This is a genomic window from Oscillibacter valericigenes, assembly GCF_016902445.1.
GTDB classification, from domain to species: domain Bacteria; phylum Bacillota; class Clostridia; order Oscillospirales; family Oscillospiraceae; genus Oscillibacter; species Oscillibacter avistercoris.
This window is the reverse complement of sequence record NZ_JACSNX010000020.1, coordinates 1-15,524: the sequence shown is the minus strand read 5'-3', so window position 1 is coordinate 15,524 and position 15,524 is coordinate 1. Positions and strand designations below refer to the sequence as shown.

The window sequence follows — 15,524 nt, the reverse complement described above, 5'->3', positions numbered from 1 at the left end:
GGAGCTGCTTTCATGACCGTCGCTGCATGGATCGCCCGGATCGACCGCCTGGTCTGGGGCCCCGGGATGCTGGCGCTGCTGATGGGCACCGGCGTCTTTCTCACTCTGCGCACCCGCTTTCTCCCCTGGCGGAACCTGGGGTGGGCCCTGCGGAGCGTGCTGGGCCGGCAGACCCGCTCCGGGGCCCGGGGGGCCGGGGATGTGTCTCCCTTCTCCGCCCTGATGACCACCCTGGCCGCCACCATCGGCACCGGCAACATCGCCGGGGTGGCCACGGCCCTGGCGGCAGGCGGTCCCGGCGCCCTGGTGTGGATGGAGCTCTCCGCCCTCTTCGGCCTCTCCTCCAAATGTGCGGAGTGCCTGCTGGCCGTCAAGTACCGCCGCCGCAGCGACCGGGGCGAGATGTGCGGCGGCCCCATGTACACCATGCGGCACGGCCTGCGGCCAAAGCGGCTGGGCGCTGCGCTGGCGCTCTGCTTCGCCCTCTTCACCATCCCGGCCTCCCTGGGGATGGGCGACATGGCCCAGGCCAACTCCATCGCTCTGGCCCTGGAGGACAGCTTTGCCCTCCCGGCCCGGATCTCCGGCGCCGCGACGGCCCTGCTGGCCTTTTTCATCATCCGGGGCGGCATCGGGCGGATCTCCCGGGTCTGCTCGGCGGTGGTCCCCGCCATGGCGGTCCTCTATCTGCTGGCGGGCCTGGCGGTGCTGCTGGGGCACCTGACGGCCCTGCCGGGGGCCGTGGCGGAGATGGTCCGCCTGGCCTTCTCCCCGACGGCGGCGGCAGGCGGAGCGGCAGGGGCGCTGACCGCCTCCGCTCTGGAAGCCGCCCGCTGGGGCATTGCCCGGGGCTGCTTCTCCCACGAGGCGGGCATGGGCTCCGCCGCCATCCCCGCCGCCTCCGCCGTCACCGACAGCCCCGCCCGCCAGGGCTATGTGAGCATGACCGGCGTCTTCTTCGACACCACGGTGATCTGCACCGTGACGGGCCTGTGCATCTGCGCCTCCGGCGTGCTGGGGACCGCGTACGCCTCCGGCGCGCCGGTGAACGGCACGGCCCTCACCGCCCTGGCCTTTGAGACGGTGCTGGGCCCCTTCGGCGCACTGCTGGTGAACCTGGGCATCGTGCTCTTCGCCTTCTCCACCATCCTGGGGTGGGAGTTCTATGGAGAGCGGGCCTTTGCATACCTCTTCGGCGGCCGGGCCATTCCCCTGTACCGGATCCTCTTCGCCCTGGCGGCGTTTTTCGGCGCCGCCCAGAGCCTGGAGGTGGTCTGGGACCTCTCCGACATCTTCAATGCCCTGATGGCGGTGCCCAATCTGATCTCCCTGCTTCTGCTCTCCGGCACCGCCGCCCGGGAGCTGGAGTCCTTCCAGCCGGTGATCCGCCGGGCGCGCCGCGCCCGGCGGAGGCGCTGAAGCCGTGCCTTGCGGCACCGGCCCCGATGCGCTATACTGGGGGCGGAGGTGTTGCACATGACCCAAGAGGCCCAGAAGGATTTCAACGCCATGCTGCGTCAGCCGCGGGATATGCCCAGGGTCCAGACCGTAACGGACCCCGGCACCATCGCAAAATACGGCGGCAGCCGGATGCTCCTGGCGCCGCCCCTGGCCTATGACGCCGTCATGCGGGCCGTCCCCTTCGGCAGGCTCACCACGGCGGGGGAGATCCGGGCCCATCTGGCCCGGCGGCATCAGGCGGACTTCACCGACCCCATGACTGCGGGCATCTTCATCTCCATGGCCGCCTGGGCCAGCTTCCAGCGGCCGGAGCGTGACACCCCCTACTGGCGGACCCTGAAGGCCGGCGGGGAGCTGAACGAGAAGTACCCCGGCGGCATCCCCGCCCAGCGGGCGCTGCTGGAGGCGGAGGGCCACACCGTGGTCTCCCGGGGGCGGACCCGGCTGCGGTGGTTCGTCCGGGACTACGAACGGTCGCTGTTCCCCCTGTCAGAATGAGGAAACAGGCGGATTTCGTGAATTTTTTCCCCGGGGAGTTGCTTTTTTTCAGTTTGGTGGTAAGATAAGGTTCGGAAAAAATTTTCATGCAAAGGACTTGATACCATGACCAAGATCGACATCGTCTCCGGCTTCCTGGGGGCCGGCAAGACCACCCTCATCAAGAAGCTGCTGGCGGAGGCCTTCCCCGGCGAGAAGCTGGTGCTCATCGAGAACGAGTTCGGCGAGATCAGCATCGACGGCGGCTTTCTGAAGGAGTCCGGCGTCCAGATCAGCGAGATGTCCGCCGGGTGCATCTGCTGCTCCCTGGTGGGGGACTTCCACAAGGCGCTGAAGGACGTGCAGGCCCAGTTCCACCCGGACCGCATCCTCATCGAGCCCTCCGGCGTGGGGAAGCTGTCCGACGTGATCGTGGCGGTGCAGAACACCGCCGACGAGACCGACGACATGAAGCTGAACAGCTTCGTCACCGTGGCGGACGCCACCAAGGTGAAGGTCTACATGAAGAACTTCGGCGAGTTCTACAACAACCAGATCGAGTCCGCCGGCACCATCATCCTCTCCCGGACTCAGAAGCTGAGCCAGGAGAAACTGGAGTCCGCCGTGGCCATGCTGCGGGAGAAGAACCCTGACGCCGCCATCCTCACCACCCCCTGGGACCAGCTGGACGGCAAGGTCATCCTCTCCGCCATTGAGAAGGTGTCCCTGGCAGATGAGCTGCTGGAAAAGATGCGGGCCGAGCACGCCGCCGACGAGGCGGAGCACGAGCATGAGCACCACCATCATGACCATGATGCGCATGAGCACCATCATGACCATGACCACGGGGAACACGAGCACCATCACGATCATGATGACCACGACCATCATCACGACCATGAAGAGCATGAGCATCACCACCATGACCACGACCACGAGTGCGACGACCCCAACTGCTCCTGCCACCACCATCACCACCACGCCGACGAGGTGTTCACCTCCTGGGGCAGGGAGACCCCCAAGGTGTTCAGCCAGGCGGACATCCAGCGGATCCTGACGGCCCTGGACTCCGGCGACTACGGCAAGATCCTGCGGGCCAAGGGCATTGTCAACGGCGAGGGCGGAGCGTGGATCGAGTTCGACTTCGTCCCCGAAGAGCACGAGGTCCGGGCGGGCCATCCCGACTACACCGGCCGGCTGTGTGTCATCGGCGCCGAGCTGAAGGAGGACAAGCTGGCGGAGCTGTTCGGCCTGTGAGCTCTTTTCTTGAAAGAAAAGAGCCAAAAGAACTTTAGCGCGCTGCGGAGTCTGGCGGTCAGCCAGGCGTGGTGCCCGGTGACGAAAGACAGGCCTTCTGTTGCCCGGGCCTTCATTCCGCGCATTTTACCCGAAAGGAAACGCACGTTACAATGGCTGATATTCCTGTATATTTGGTGGCCGGCTTTCTGGACGCCGGCAAGACCAATTTCATCAACGGCATCCTGGAGGACGGCTTCGCCCGCCAAGACCCCACCCTGCTGCTCTGCTGTGAGGAGGGTGAGGAGGAATACGAGAAGAACGCCCTGGACAATGTGACGGTCATCACCATCGAGGATGAGGAGGACCTGAAGTGCTCCTACCTGAAGGAGCTGGAGAAGAAATACCACCCCAAACAGGTGCTGATCGAGTACAACGGCATGTGGCAGATGGAGCGGCTGTACCGGGAGGTGCTGCCCGCCAACTGGGTGCTGTATCAGATCATGACCTTCGTCTACGCCCCCACCTTTGAGATGTACGCCAAGAACATGGGCCAGCTGATGATGGAGAAGATCACCAACGCGGACATGCTGGTGTTCAACCGCTGCACCCCGGAGCTGCGGGACGCCCTGCGCAAGCGGAACCTGCGGATGGTGAACCGCCGGGCGGACATCTACCTGGAGATGGAGGACGGCACCAGCGAGGACTACCTCACCGGCGACGAGTGCCCCTTCGACCTGAACCAGGACCTGATCGACGTGCCGGACGACGACTTCGGCGTCTGGTACGTGGACGTGATGGACCACCCGGACCGCTGGGCGGGCAAGATGGTCCACATGAAGCTCATCATGTGCCATTCCAAGAAGTACCCGGGCATCCACTGCCCCGGCCGCTTTGTGATGACCTGCTGTGAGAACGACATCCAGTTCATGGGCCTCATCGCCAAGGGCATGAACCTGAACCAGTACCAGAACCGGGACTGGATCGAGGTCACCGGCCGGATGGCGGTGGAGAACCACGCCGCCTACAAGGGCAAGGGGCCGGTGCTGCACGTGATCTCCATCGGTCCGTGTGAGAAGCCCCAGCAAGAAGTCGTGACGTTCTAAAGAGGGGACTTCGTCCCCCCTTTACGCTCCGGCAGACCTTTGGTCTGCCTCCACGATTCCCCCTCACCAGTCTGCACCCCAAGGGTACTTCCGCGCCGCTTTCAGTGGCTTGGGCGCGGACTGGTGTGTGCGCCCAAGGCGCACGGGTCAAAGTATTTTCGGCAGGCGTATGTCCTGCCGAAAATGGATCCGAATTTCTTCGAAATTCGATACGATTTGTATAACCTTATGCGAAAAATCCCCTCTATTGTCGAACAGAGGGGATTTTTGTCTTATGTGAGACCGGGTTCCCGTGGATTTTCATAGGGCAGGGGATTGCCGTTTTCATCCAGAAGCTTCAGCCCTGTGAACGCAACGTCGCCGCTGTCCGGGAGGATGAACAGATCCAGAAACATCCCCGCAAACACTTTCGAGTACGTGTAGGTGACGTCATCGATTTTGAAGGAGTAGCCTTCGATGTCCCGGGGCAGGCCCCAGCCCGCCATGATAATGATGGCGTTTCCCTGTTGGTCTCTAAAGTCTATATCAAAGATCTGCCCGGCTTCTGTGCCGAACGTGCCGCCATATGCCCGCCAGCGATCCGGGAACACGCTGTCCCGCTCGTAGATGCAGATCTCCCAATGGCCATTACCGTCCACGCAGAGGGCCGCCAGATAGTCTCCTTTTTGCTCCAGGTCCACAACTGTCAGTTCATTGTAGACAAATTCCGAATGTGACTGCTCCTGCCGGCTGCTCAAGTAGGTAATGGCCTGCCGTCTGAGCCCTTCCCGGTCCGCTTCCGTTACAGAGCGCCCCAATACAGAAGTGGCATAGTGGTATCCCACATACACCCCAGCGGCCAGGGCCACGGCCATCAGGGCCGCCAAGACCCCCTGCCAAATCCGCCTCCGGTTTTTCCGCATACTCTCCATGATCTGCTCCCCCGCCGCTTTGGGCAGCTCCTCTGGTGTCAGCTCCCGGCCGCTGAGCAGCTCGCTGACCGTCAGGCCCAGAGCCTCCGCCAGGGGCTCCAGCAGGTCCACCGAGGGCAGGCCCCGGCCGGTCTCCCATTTGCTGACGGCCTTGTCCGTCACGTGGAGCCGCTCCGCCAGGTCCCCCTGGCTCCAGTTCTGTTCCTTCCGGCGCCGGGCGATGAGCCCGCCGGTGGCCTTTGCGTCCATGTCATCCGCTCCTTTTCCAGCCGTATCATACCACAAAACTGTCCCAAAGGCACCCTACGCTCCATAGGAGCCTTGCTTTTTTCCGGAAATCTCTTATAATGGATGTATTCTGTGTGTGAGGAAATCCAACCGGAAAGGACCGTCCGCCCTTGAAGCTCCATGACCGTTTCCCAAAAGTCCGCCTGCCCCTGTGGGCCACGCTTCTGGCCGCCGTTCTGCTGGCAGGCGCCATCACCCTGCTGGCATTGTGGTGCCAGCCCAACGCCCTGCGGAGCGTGCTGGCCGTCTTTCGCAGCCAGCCCCTGCTGATCGTCCTCAACTGCCTGCCGGTGGGGATGCTGCTGCTGGTGTTCACCTGCCTGTTCCGAAACGTCTTTTTCGGCGCGGCGCTGGTGAACTTCGCCGTCTGCGCCCTGTCCATCGCCAACCGCATCAAGATCGAGGTCCGGGACGAGCCGGTGTTCCCCCGGGACTTCGCCCTGCTGAAGGAAGTCGGCAGCGCCGTGGGGACCTATGACATCCGTTTCCCGGTGTCGGCCATCGCTGTGGTGGTGCTGTTCTCTCTGGCGCTGGCGGCCCTGGGGCTCTTCGCGGGCAGCCGCCCTTTCCCTGTCGCCCGCCTGCGGGGCTGGCTGGGGAGCCTGCTGGGCGCGGCGGCCAGCTTCGCCGTCCTGGCGGGGCTGATCCTGACGGTCTACGCCTCCAACGACCTGTACAACTCCTTCCGGGTGTCCAACGCCTATTACATTCCCTCCGTGTTCAACGAGCTGGGATTCCCCTACTGCTTCTGCCACCAGTTCACCACCTATCCGGTGGACCGGCCGGAGGGCTTTGACCGGGCGGAGGCGGAGCGCTGGGACTCCGGCGGGGAGACGGGCCTGGGCGCGGATGTGAATGTCATCATGGTGATGGACGAGGCCTTCTCCGACATCACAGATGACCCCGCCTTCGCCTTTACAGAGGAAAATGACCCCCTGCCCAATCTCCACGCCCTGCGGGAGGACCCCCACGCCGTCACCGGCCATATCGTGGTGCCCGGCTTTGCCGGGGGCACCGCCAACACGGAGTTCGACGTGCTGACGGGCATGCAGACCAACGCCCTCTCCGCCGCCACCACGTCCTCCTTCCGGGTGGTGAACCGGAACCTGGACAGCCTGTTCCGGGTGTTCGGCGGCGACGGCTACCACACCTCCTTCTTCCACCCCGGAGATGACTGGTTCTATAACCGGGAGAACGTCTACCGCTGGCTGGGGGCGGAGGAGACGGTGTTCGCCGATCAGATGGAGGACCTGGAATACAAGGGCCGCTGGGTCACGGACGACTACATGGCGGGCCTGATCGAACAGGAATTTGAGGACGCCGCGGCCGCCGGCGAGACGCTGTTCCACTACACCACCACCATCCAGAACCACATGTCCTACACCCCGGACAAGTACGGCGAGGGCTACGACTACCCGGAGGTGCCGCTGAATGCGGCGGTGTCCGACGAGGTGGAGACGCTGCTGAAGGTCTATGTCGAGGGCGCCCGGGACGCGGACGCCATGCTGGGCCGCCTGGTGGACTACTTCTCCCAGCGGTCAGAGCCGGTGGTGCTGGTATTCTTCGGGGACCACCTGCCCTATCTGGGGGACAACCAGCTGGCCTACGCGGAGCTGGGCTTCACCGCCCGGCCGGAGTGGGACCCGCTGACCTCCTATGAGACGCCCTATGTGATCTGGACCAACGACGCCGGGGCGGAGGCTCTGGACTGGGAGGCCGCTGCGGCGTCCCTGGACCTGCCGGCAGACGGCGACCTCTCCGCCGCCTTCCTGGGAGCCGCGGTGCTGGAGCTCTCCGGCCGGACTGAGGAGAGCCCCTGGTTCGACTTCCTGAACCAGCTGCGGCGGGAGCTGCCGGTGGTGCAGAAGCAGGCCTATCTGCCGGCGGACGGCACCCTGACGGACCAGCTGACAGCGGAGCAGGCGGCACAGGTCCTCAAATGGCGCCAGTGGAGCTACTACAAGCTGATGTACAAGGAGATCGACTGAAACCAGCCCCCGGCGGACCATGGTCCGCCGGGGGCTGTTCCGCTCTTGACGGGCCCGGCCCGTCTTGATACAATGAAAAAAAGCCCCATCATCAGGAAGGATGTGAGCTGCGTGAAGTCCTGGTCCAAACGGGAACTGGCCCTGGCGGTGCTGGTGATCTTCGCGGCGCCGGCTGCACCTTAGTGGGGGGATCTGATGTTTCTTTTCTTTGGGACAGTTCCCCTCATATCGACACTCCTGTCCCTGTTCCTCTACGCCTGTATCTCGGCCCTGGTGACGGGGGTGCCGTTTTTCCTGTGGGCCCGGCGGGGTCGGCGGATTTGGCCCTGGGTGCTGGTCCTGGCGGTCTGGCTGGGTCTGCTCCTCCTTTCGGCTCTGAACTCGAACACCACCTTCCATCTGGTGGCGGCGGTCACCGGCTATCACAACAGTGAGTACATCGGCTTTCTGCTGCTCTACCTCATCATATGTTACCAGGGAATGCTGTTCGGGGTGGCCCTGGCGGCTGCTGTCGCCTGGGTCCTCCGTAAAATCAACTACTGACAAGCAACCCGCCCGGAGCCGATGGCTCCGGGCGGTTCTTTTTTCCGTGGTATGCCTATTTCTTTTGGTCCTCCAACCGGTGGAAGTGGTCCCACACCGCCTGGGCGGCGGAGCGGGGCACCACGGCGGCAAGGGTCTCCACGTCCGCCTCCCGGATGGCCTTGATGGTGCCGAAGTGCTTCCGCAGCTCCGCCCGACGCTTGGGGCCCACGCCGGGGATGTCGTCCAGGGCGGAGCGGGTGGCGCTTTTGCTGTGGCTCTCGTGGTGGTAGGTGATGGCGAAGCGGTGGGTCTCCTCCTGGATCTGGCCGATGAGGGAGAACACCGCCTGCTGGGTGACGATGCCGATCTCCCGGCCCTCCGGCGTCACCAGGGCCCGGGTGCGGTGGCGGTCGTCCTTCACCATGCCGAAGATGGGCACCTCCACCCCGAACTCCCGGGCCACCGCCTGGGCCGCCCGGGCGTGGGTCTCGCCGCCGTCGATGAGAAACACATCCGGCAGGGGCAGGAACTTTTCGTCCCCGTCCGCCGCCCGCTGGAGCCGGCGGCGCAGCACCTCCTGCATGGAGGCGTAGTCGTCCGGGTGCCCCTCCAGGGACTGGATGCGGAACCGGCGGTAGGCGGATTTCAACGGCCGGGTGCCGCTGTACACCACCATGGAGGCCACGATGTCGCTCTTGCCGGTGTTGGAGATGTCGAAGGACTCCATCCGCTTTGGGGGCGACGGCAGGTTCAGCATCTTCCCCAGCAGCTCCAGGGTGTAGGCGGTCCGCTCCTCGGCGGTGGTGGCCCGCTCTGCCTCCTCCCGGGCGTTCCGCTCCGCCATGGCCCGCAGCTCCGCCTTCTCCCCCCGCTGGGGCACGTGGACCCACACCTTGTGGCCCGCCCGGCGGGTCAGGACCTCGGAGAGCTCGGCGCAGTCCTCCGTCTCAAAGGGCAGCAGGATCTCGTGGGGCAGGATGGACCGGGGCAGGTAGTACTGGGCCGTCAGGGCGGAGAGCATCTCCGCCTCCGTCTCCTCGTTGGGAGCGGTGAAGAGCTCTGTCTCCCGGCCCGCCAGATTGCCCTCCTCCATGTGGAGGATGGCGTAGCAGCACTTGCCGGAGCCCCGGTACAGCCCCCAGATGTCCGTGTCCGCGCAGAGGCCGGCGATGACGGTCTGCTTCTTCCCCAGGGCGCCGATGGCATTGATCCGGTCCCGGAGCATGGCCGCCTGCTCGAAGTGGAGTTCCTCCGCCTCCGCCTCCATCTCGGCGGTCATGTCCCGGAGGAGCTGCTTGCTCTTTCCCTCCAGCAGCTGCACCGCCTGCTCGATCCGGCGATTGTACTCCTCCGCCGTCATCTCCGGGCGGCAGAACCCGTCGCACCGGCCCATGTGGAAGTTCAGGCAGGGCCGCTCCGCCCCGATGTCCCGGGGGAATTTGCGATTGCAGGTGGGCAGCCGCAGGGCGGACAGCACCGCGTCCAGGGCCTGCCGGGTCTCGAACCGGCCGCCGAAGGGGCCGAAATACCGGGCGGCGTCCTGGGCCATCTTGTTCACCAGGGTGAAGCGGGGATACGCCTCCCTGGACAGGCGGACAAAGGGGTAGCCCTTGTCGTCCTTCAGCAGGATGTTGTAGCGGGGCATGTGCCGCTTGATGAGGGAGTTCTCCAGCACCAGGGCCTCGAACTCGCTGGTGACGAAGATGGTGTCGAACCGGTCCACCTGGGACACCATGTTCCGCGTCTTGGCGGTGTGGGAGGCGCTGTCCTGAAAATACTGGCTCACCCGGTTTTTCAGCTTCTTGGCCTTGCCCACATAGATGACCTTGCCCGTCTTGTCCATCATCAGATAGACGCCGGGGGCCAGGGGCAGGTCGTTGGCCTTCTCCCGCAGCTCTTCCCTTGTCACCGCTTCCGCCTCCCTGCATAAAAGATACACGGCCTTGCGCGCCGCAGGGCCGTGTCCGTCACTTCATATCGGATGTCCGCTTATTCGCCGAAATTGTCCTTGACCAGCTCCACCAGAGCCTCGACAGCCTCTTTCTCATCAGCGCCGTCGGCGATCAGGGTGATGGTGGTCCCCTTCACGATGCCCAGGGACAGAACGCCCAGCAGGCTCTTTGCATTGACACGGCGGTCTTCCTTCTCGACCCAGATGCCGCTCTTGAACTCATTTGCCTTCTGGATAAAAAACGTGGCCGGCCGCGCGTGCAGACCCACCTCATTATTGACAGTGATCTCCTGCGTATACATGATACAGCTCTCCTTTTCTATACCAAGTCAACCAAGTCAGTTCCAACTGCTTCTGATAACGACCGATGATTTTTCTGATATCATCATACCCGGTTTTTGGAAGACAGTCAACGGCGTTTTTCACAAACATTTTAAAATTTCACCGAAACCGTTCACGGTCTTTTCGTCTTTTAGCACATTTTTCACAATTTTTCAACAGCTTCCATCGGCTTTTCGTCCATTTCTCCAACTCTGCGCAGGCGGCCCGGAGCGCTGCCCGCCTGGAGCGGGACGCGGGGCAGTGAAAAGAGGGACCTCCTCTCGGAGGTCCCTCCTGCCGCAGACCGGCTCAGTAATTTTCCGCCTTGATCTGAAAATAGGCCTGGGGATGCTTGCACACCGGGCACACCGCCGGGGCGCTCTCGGCGATCTCCACGTGGCCGCAGTTGCGGCAGAACCACATGACCTTCTCGCCCTTTTTGAAGACCTCGCCCTTCTTCAGGTTGTCCAGCAGCTTTAAGTACCGCTCCTCATGGGTCTTCTCGATCTTGGCCACGCCCTCGAACTGGGCCGCCAGGGCCAGGAAGCCCTCCTCCTCGGCGGTCTTGGCCATCTCGGCGTACATCTTGGTCCACTCCTCGTTCTCCCCTGCGGCGGCGGCCACCAGGTTCTCCTCCGTGGAGCCGATGCCGTCCAGGGCCTTGAACCACAGCTTGGCGTGCTCCTTCTCATTCAGCGCGGTCTCCTGGAAGATGGCCGCGATCTGCTCGTAGCCCTCCTTCTTGGCCTTGCTGGCAAAATAGTCATACTTGTTCCGGGCCTGGGACTCCCCGGCGAATGCGATCCACAGATTGGCCTCCGTCTTGCTGCCTTTCAGTTCCATGTGTCTGGCTCCTTTCAAAATAATCAAGATCTCTCTTTTTTCCGCGTGTCTATACTCAGGCCGGCTCCTGCCGCCCCGCACAGCGGGGACAGCATCCGGTGAATACCAGGGAATGTCCGGCGACCGCATAGCCCTGGGCTGCGGCTGCCCGGTCCAGGGTCTCGTCATAGGGCACGGTCTCCAGGTCCATCAGGGCGCCGCAGCCGCGGCAGCGGAAATGGGTGTGGGGGCGGGTCACCGCGTCATAGCGGGCCGCCGGACCGTCCAGCTCCGCCAGGCGGCCCTCCCGGGCCATCTGCTGGAGATTGCGGTAGACCGTCCCCAGGCTCAGGCGGGGCAGCTCCGGCTTCAGCTGCTGGTAGACCATCTCCGCCGTGGGGTGGTCCCGGCTCTCCAGCACGGCCTGATAGATCCGCTCCCGCTGGTGGGAAAAACGCTGCGGCATAGGCTCTCTTCCTTAACAATAATAATTATTATTATTTTTATATCACAGTATTCCTGAAAAATCAAGAGGGTTTTTCATTTTTTCTCTGTAGCTGCGCGGTGGTCCGGCAGAAACTTCCGCTGCTAAATCCGCATATGCCGGAGACAATAGCACCTGGGTATCGCACATCAAAGACCGCGCAAAGGGAGGTCGACCCATGAAAAGACAGTTTGGGCTCTTGCTGGCCTCTGTCCTGCTGGTGTTTGCCCTGACCGCCTGCGGCGGCGACGACAAGGACACCAGCCACGACAGCGGTGATCAGAACACGGCCGGCGACAGCCTGGAAGACGCCGGCGATGCCATTCAGGACGCCGGCGACGACATTCTGGACGCCGGAGAGGATATCCTGGATCCCAATGACAAGGATCACGCCGACAGCGGCCGGGATCCGGCAGACCGGCATGAGGACGACGCCCTCACCGGTGGAGATCCCACCGTGGAGGATGCCGTCACCAAGCAGAGCGGCCGGATCGGCGTGAGCTACGGGCAGATGCTTCGGAACGCCCGGGTCCACGACACGGACGGCTTTCTGAAGGACGGAGAAAACGCCGTCAGTCCCGACGCCCTGTAAGGCGGCGCTGCGGGATTTCCCGGCAGGCCGGGAGCTTTTCCATGCGCAGGGCTGCGGCAGAAGCTGCGGCCCTGCCCGTCTTTCCGGTCTGTACAGGAATGGCCCTTGCCTTTTCAGCAGAACATGGTACAATGGGATCGACCGGAAACACATCGGCGCCGGCCCCTTCCCCTGGGATGTCCGCGCGCCGTGTCCGCAGGCGGCCCTGCACAGCCGGCAGCGGCCGCGGAAAGGGGGCCCATGAGCACTGTAAAAGAACCCCTGCACCCATTGAAGACCGCCCGCTCTCTGTGGCTGGGCGTTCTGCTGTGCGCCCTGGTGGGCGGCGTCTGCTTCCTGGGGGGCCGCTGGTCCGCCGGGCAGTCCGGCACCACGCAAATCGATGCCGTGGTGCTGCAGAACCAGCTGACGGAGATCCGGGAGCTGGCCACCGTTACATACGCCTACACCAACATGGCCCAGTTCGAGAACAGCAACGACTTTTACGGCGTGAAGATCCCCTTCACCACCAAGTCCTTCATCCTCACCTACGACGGCACCATCAAGGCCGGCGTAGATCTGGAGGCGGCAGAGGTCTTCATCAGCGGTGACACCGTCACCGTCACGCTGCCGGAGGCGGAGATCCTCTCCCACGAGATCGACGAGGACAGCGTGGAGGTGTTTGACGAGAAGACCTCCATCTTCAACCCCTTCACGGTGGAGGATTTCACTGCCTTCCAGGCGGACCAGAAGGCGGCCATGGAGGAGCGGGCCCTGTCCAGCGGGCTGCTGGAGGAGGCGCGGGCCAAGGCCGTCTCCGGTGTGGAGCAGCTGCTGTCCGCCGCCCTGCCGGAGAGCTGCACCCTGGAGATCCAGTAAATGCAAAAGGAGACGGGCTGCCCCGTCTCCTTCTTTTATGCGCTCATGCCAGGATATAGTCTCCCAGCGCCTCCGGCGTATCCGCCAGATGGTCCGCCCCGGCGGCCTCCAGCTCCTGCCGGCCCCGGAAGCCCCAGGTGACGCCGCAGACGCTCAGGCCGCCGTTGTGGCCGGTGTACACGTCCACGTCGCTGTCCCCTACGAACAGCGTCTCCGCCGGCTCCACCGCCAGATCCCGCAGCAGGGCGTGGATGCCCGCCGGGTCCGGCTTCACCGGGATCCCCTTGATCTGTCCCCGCACCAGCTGGAACACACCGGGGAAAAAGTGCTCCACGATCTCCCGGCTGAAGCCGTCTGCCTTGTTGGAGTAGACCGCCAGGGTAACACCCTGTTCCTTCAGGCGGGCCAGGAGCTCCGGGATGCCGGCATAGGGCCGGGTCTTGTCCAGATTGTGGGCGCCGTAATACTCCGAGAACTGGGCGATGGTGCTGGCCAGCAGCAGGGAGCTCCGGCTCCCCTCCGGTGAGAATCGCCGCACCAGATTGGGGATCCCATTGCCCACCATCCGCTTGAATTCCTCCACAGAGTGCTCCGGCCAGCCGTTCCGGCGGCACACCCAGTTGCCGGCGTCCGCCAGATCCTGGATGGTGTCCAGCAGCGTGCCGTCCAGGTCAAAGATCACATGTTGGTACATGCGGGTTTCCTCCCCTGTTTTCCCTTGTATTTTGCCTATATTTTATCAAACTTTTACAGGATCCCACAAGTGTCATTCAGACAGAAAGGCGCGGCAGCTGCCGCGCCTTTTTTATGGAAGTTTTCCGGCGTCTCCGCCCCTCACAGCAGGCAGGGCTCCCAGCCCCGGCCCGTCAGCAGCACGCTCTCCCGGTATCCCGCCGCCCTTGCCAGCGCCGCCGCCTGGCGGTAGCCGAAGATCACCGTCTCCGGGCTGTGGGCGTCGGCGGTGAGGATGACCTGTCCCCCCATGGCCCGCCACTCCCGCAGGAGGAACGCCGCCGGATACGGCGTGTCCCGGCAGCCCCGGGAAATTGCGCCGGTATTGATCTCCAGCAGGGTGGCGTCCGGGTCCGCGTGGTGCAGAGCCTCCAGCGCCGCCGCCCGGTAGCGGGGCGCCTCCTCGTCAAACAGGGCGTTCCCCCGGTTCAGCTTGGTCACCAGGTCGATGTGGCCCAGGATGACAGGCTTCCGCTCCGCCATGGCGGCCACGTCCCGGTAATAGCCCTCTGTCAAAGCCAGCATGTCGCCGCCGAACAGCTCGTCCCGGCAGGCCGACAGCTTCTCCCGGTCCCAGTCCACGCAGTGGTGCTTTCCCGTCCGGGGATCATACAGATTGTGGACGGAGCCGATCCAGTAGTCCGTCCAGTCCGGCACCGGCTGAGAAGACCGGCTGTCCTGCTCGATGCCCAGCAAAATCTCCATCCGCCCGGCGTATGCATCCCGCAGCGCCAGGAGCTGGCTGCGGTAGTCCGAGAGGTCCGCCGGCAGGACGTTGCCCGCGTCGTGGGGGATCTCCGTGTGGCTGTGGCCGGAGGCGCCGAAGTACCGGACCCCCGCCCCGAAGGCGGCGGAGGCCATCTCCGCCAGGGTCCCCTTGCCGTCACAGAGGACGGAGTGGGTGTGGACGGAGCCGCATTCCGGTGTCAGTCTCATTGCATCCGCTCCTGCTTCACCTTGTGGTCGATGACGTGGCGCTTCTCCAGCTCCCGGGTCACATCCTCCAGGGAGATGCCCATCTGGACCATCAGCACCATGACGTGGTAGGTCAGGTCGGCGATCTCATAGATGGTCTCCTCCTTGTCTTCCTTGCGGCCGCCGATGATGACCTCGGTGCACTCCTCGCCCACCTTTTTCAGGATCTTGTCCAGGCCCTTTTCAAAGAGGTAGGAGGTGTAGCTGCCCTCCTTGGGCTCGGTCTTGCGGCCCTGGATCAGACGGTACAGGCCCTCGTAGCTGAAGGCTTTCAGCTCTTCAGACAGGTAGACCGGCTGGAAGAAGCAGCTCTCCGCCCCGGTGTGGCAGGCAGGGCCGTCCTTCACCACCTCCACCACCAGGGCGTCGGCGTCGCAGTCGGCGGTGATGGACACCACATGCTGGACGTTGCCGCTGGTCTCGCCTTTGCGCCAGAGCTCCTGGCGGCTGCGGGAGAAGAAGCAGGTCCGTCCCTCGTCGATGGTGATGGCCAGGCTCTCGGCGTTCATGTAGGCCAAGGTCAGGACCTCCTTGGTGTAGTGGTCCTGGACGATGGCGGGGATCAGGCCGTTGGCATCGAATTTCAGTTCTTTTGTTTCCATAAATGGAGTTCCTTTCCGATCCCTTTCAAGGGAGTTCTGAGGGCGCCGAACTGCGCCTGGGTAGGGGTGCGTCCCATTGGACGCGGGAATCAGCTATGTTGATAGCTGGGCAATGCACCCCCCATTTCTCTTTTGGTCTTGCCAAAAGAGAAACGGGCCGTGCACGGTCCAAAGAGAAAAAACGCTTTGGTCGCA

At 63.8% G+C, this 15,524-nt stretch carries 16 protein-coding genes; 8 read left to right on the top strand and 8 right to left on the bottom strand.

Features of this window, described 5'->3' with window-relative positions; genetic code table 11:
* Window positions 1-12: 12 nt before the first annotated feature.
* The 4 genes from H9X91_RS11125 to H9X91_RS11110 all read left to right on the top strand — a co-directional run bounded on the left by H9X91_RS11125 (window position 13) and on the right by H9X91_RS11110 (window position 4,280).
* A complete protein-coding gene (locus tag H9X91_RS11125) occupies window positions 13-1,419 on the top strand; it encodes an alanine/glycine:cation symporter family protein (RefSeq protein ID WP_204805096.1) in 1,407 nt (468 codons plus the stop codon).
* 57 nt (window positions 1,420-1,476) lie between these two features.
* The gene (locus H9X91_RS11120) at window positions 1,477-1,959 is read left to right on the top strand and encodes an MGMT family protein (RefSeq protein ID WP_204805094.1); all 483 of its coding nucleotides are present in this window, start codon (window positions 1,477-1,479) and stop codon (window positions 1,957-1,959) included.
* Window positions 1,960-2,064: 105 nt separating this feature from the next.
* A complete protein-coding gene (locus tag H9X91_RS11115) occupies window positions 2,065-3,195 on the top strand; it encodes a CobW family GTP-binding protein (RefSeq protein ID WP_204805093.1) in 1,131 nt (376 codons plus the stop codon).
* A gap of 152 nt (window positions 3,196-3,347) precedes the next feature.
* Window positions 3,348-4,280 carry a TIGR03943 family putative permease subunit gene (locus H9X91_RS11110; protein WP_204805091.1) on the top strand — a complete coding sequence of 311 codons (933 nt, stop codon included), beginning with the start codon at window positions 3,348-3,350 and terminating at the stop codon, window positions 4,278-4,280.
* Window positions 4,281-4,552: 272 nt separating this feature from the next.
* Here H9X91_RS11110 and H9X91_RS11105 read toward each other — a convergent pair whose 3' ends face one another.
* Window positions 4,553-5,440, bottom strand: coding sequence for a helix-turn-helix domain-containing protein (locus H9X91_RS11105; RefSeq protein ID WP_204805089.1), 888 nt, complete (start codon window positions 5,438-5,440; stop codon window positions 4,553-4,555).
* 149 nt (window positions 5,441-5,589) lie between these two features.
* Between H9X91_RS11105 and H9X91_RS11100 the strand changes: the two genes are divergently transcribed.
* Together H9X91_RS11100 and H9X91_RS11095 are read left to right on the top strand one after the other, a co-directional pair.
* Entirely contained in the window at window positions 5,590-7,467 is a 1,878-nt protein-coding gene (locus tag H9X91_RS11100; protein ID WP_204805087.1) for an LTA synthase family protein, read from the top strand.
* A 195-nt stretch (window positions 7,468-7,662) separates the two neighbouring features.
* On the top strand, window positions 7,663-8,010 hold the full coding sequence (locus H9X91_RS11095; protein ID WP_204805086.1) for a hypothetical protein: 348 nt from the start codon (window positions 7,663-7,665) through the stop codon (window positions 8,008-8,010).
* A gap of 55 nt (window positions 8,011-8,065) precedes the next feature.
* Here the strand turns inward: H9X91_RS11095 and uvrC are convergent, their stop codons facing one another.
* The 4 genes from uvrC to H9X91_RS11075 all read right to left on the bottom strand — a co-directional run bounded on the left by uvrC (window position 8,066) and on the right by H9X91_RS11075 (window position 11,552).
* Window positions 8,066-9,901 carry an excinuclease ABC subunit UvrC gene (uvrC, locus tag H9X91_RS11090; RefSeq protein ID WP_204805085.1) on the bottom strand — a complete coding sequence of 612 codons (1,836 nt, stop codon included), beginning with the start codon at window positions 9,899-9,901 and terminating at the stop codon, window positions 8,066-8,068.
* A gap of 80 nt (window positions 9,902-9,981) precedes the next feature.
* A complete protein-coding gene (locus tag H9X91_RS11085; RefSeq protein WP_021748136.1) occupies window positions 9,982-10,245 on the bottom strand; it encodes an HPr family phosphocarrier protein in 264 nt (87 codons plus the stop codon).
* 328 nt (window positions 10,246-10,573) lie between these two features.
* Window positions 10,574-11,107 carry a rubrerythrin gene (gene rbr / locus H9X91_RS11080; protein ID WP_204805084.1) on the bottom strand — a complete coding sequence of 178 codons (534 nt, stop codon included), beginning with the start codon at window positions 11,105-11,107 and terminating at the stop codon, window positions 10,574-10,576.
* Window positions 11,108-11,162: 55 nt separating this feature from the next.
* A complete protein-coding gene (locus H9X91_RS11075; RefSeq protein WP_204805083.1) occupies window positions 11,163-11,552 on the bottom strand; it encodes a Fur family transcriptional regulator in 390 nt (129 codons plus the stop codon).
* 196 nt (window positions 11,553-11,748) lie between these two features.
* Between H9X91_RS11075 and H9X91_RS11070 the strand changes: the two genes are divergently transcribed.
* Together H9X91_RS11070 and H9X91_RS11065 are read left to right on the top strand one after the other, a co-directional pair.
* Entirely contained in the window at window positions 11,749-12,162 is a 414-nt protein-coding gene (locus tag H9X91_RS11070; protein ID WP_204805082.1) for a hypothetical protein, read from the top strand.
* A gap of 240 nt (window positions 12,163-12,402) precedes the next feature.
* Window positions 12,403-13,020 carry a DUF4230 domain-containing protein gene (locus H9X91_RS11065; RefSeq protein WP_204805081.1) on the top strand — a complete coding sequence of 206 codons (618 nt, stop codon included), beginning with the start codon at window positions 12,403-12,405 and terminating at the stop codon, window positions 13,018-13,020.
* Window positions 13,021-13,063: 43 nt separating this feature from the next.
* Here the strand turns inward: H9X91_RS11065 and H9X91_RS11060 are convergent, their stop codons facing one another.
* From H9X91_RS11060 to hisIE, 3 genes are all read right to left on the bottom strand, one after another.
* The gene (locus H9X91_RS11060; protein WP_204805079.1) at window positions 13,064-13,714 is read right to left on the bottom strand and encodes an HAD family hydrolase; all 651 of its coding nucleotides are present in this window, start codon (window positions 13,712-13,714) and stop codon (window positions 13,064-13,066) included.
* Window positions 13,715-13,854: 140 nt separating this feature from the next.
* Window positions 13,855-14,688 (bottom strand): PHP domain-containing protein, encoded by an 834-nt coding sequence (locus H9X91_RS11055; protein ID WP_204805077.1) that lies wholly within the window; start codon window positions 14,686-14,688, stop codon window positions 13,855-13,857.
* Window positions 14,685-15,329 (bottom strand): bifunctional phosphoribosyl-AMP cyclohydrolase/phosphoribosyl-ATP diphosphatase HisIE, encoded by a 645-nt coding sequence (gene hisIE, locus H9X91_RS11050; RefSeq protein WP_204805075.1) that lies wholly within the window; start codon window positions 15,327-15,329, stop codon window positions 14,685-14,687. Before hisIE ends, H9X91_RS11055 begins: the two co-directional genes overlap by 4 nt.
* Between the last annotated feature and the right edge of the window lie 195 nt (window positions 15,330-15,524).

Coding starts and splice junctions, on each gene's coding strand:
- H9X91_RS11060 (WP_204805079.1), bottom strand. CDS start 13,714: ATGTACCAACATGTGATCTTTGACCTGGACGGCACGCTGCTGGACACC.
- rbr (WP_204805084.1), bottom strand. CDS start 11,107: ATGGAACTGAAAGGCAGCAAGACGGAGGCCAATCTGTGGATCGCATTC.
- H9X91_RS11075 (WP_204805083.1), bottom strand. CDS start 11,552: ATGCCGCAGCGTTTTTCCCACCAGCGGGAGCGGATCTATCAGGCCGTG.
- hisIE (WP_204805075.1), bottom strand. CDS start 15,329: ATGGAAACAAAAGAACTGAAATTCGATGCCAACGGCCTGATCCCCGCC.
- H9X91_RS11055 (WP_204805077.1), bottom strand. CDS start 14,688: ATGAGACTGACACCGGAATGCGGCTCCGTCCACACCCACTCCGTCCTC.
- H9X91_RS11095 (WP_204805086.1), top strand. CDS start 7,663: ATGTTTCTTTTCTTTGGGACAGTTCCCCTCATATCGACACTCCTGTCC.
- H9X91_RS11105 (WP_204805089.1), bottom strand. CDS start 5,440: ATGGACGCAAAGGCCACCGGCGGGCTCATCGCCCGGCGCCGGAAGGAA.
- H9X91_RS11120 (WP_204805094.1), top strand. CDS start 1,477: ATGACCCAAGAGGCCCAGAAGGATTTCAACGCCATGCTGCGTCAGCCG.
- H9X91_RS11070 (WP_204805082.1), top strand. CDS start 11,749: ATGAAAAGACAGTTTGGGCTCTTGCTGGCCTCTGTCCTGCTGGTGTTT.
- H9X91_RS11110 (WP_204805091.1), top strand. CDS start 3,348: ATGGCTGATATTCCTGTATATTTGGTGGCCGGCTTTCTGGACGCCGGC.
- H9X91_RS11065 (WP_204805081.1), top strand. CDS start 12,403: ATGAGCACTGTAAAAGAACCCCTGCACCCATTGAAGACCGCCCGCTCT.
- H9X91_RS11085 (WP_021748136.1), bottom strand. CDS start 10,245: ATGTATACGCAGGAGATCACTGTCAATAATGAGGTGGGTCTGCACGCG.
- H9X91_RS11115 (WP_204805093.1), top strand. CDS start 2,065: ATGACCAAGATCGACATCGTCTCCGGCTTCCTGGGGGCCGGCAAGACC.
- H9X91_RS11125 (WP_204805096.1), top strand. CDS start 13: ATGACCGTCGCTGCATGGATCGCCCGGATCGACCGCCTGGTCTGGGGC.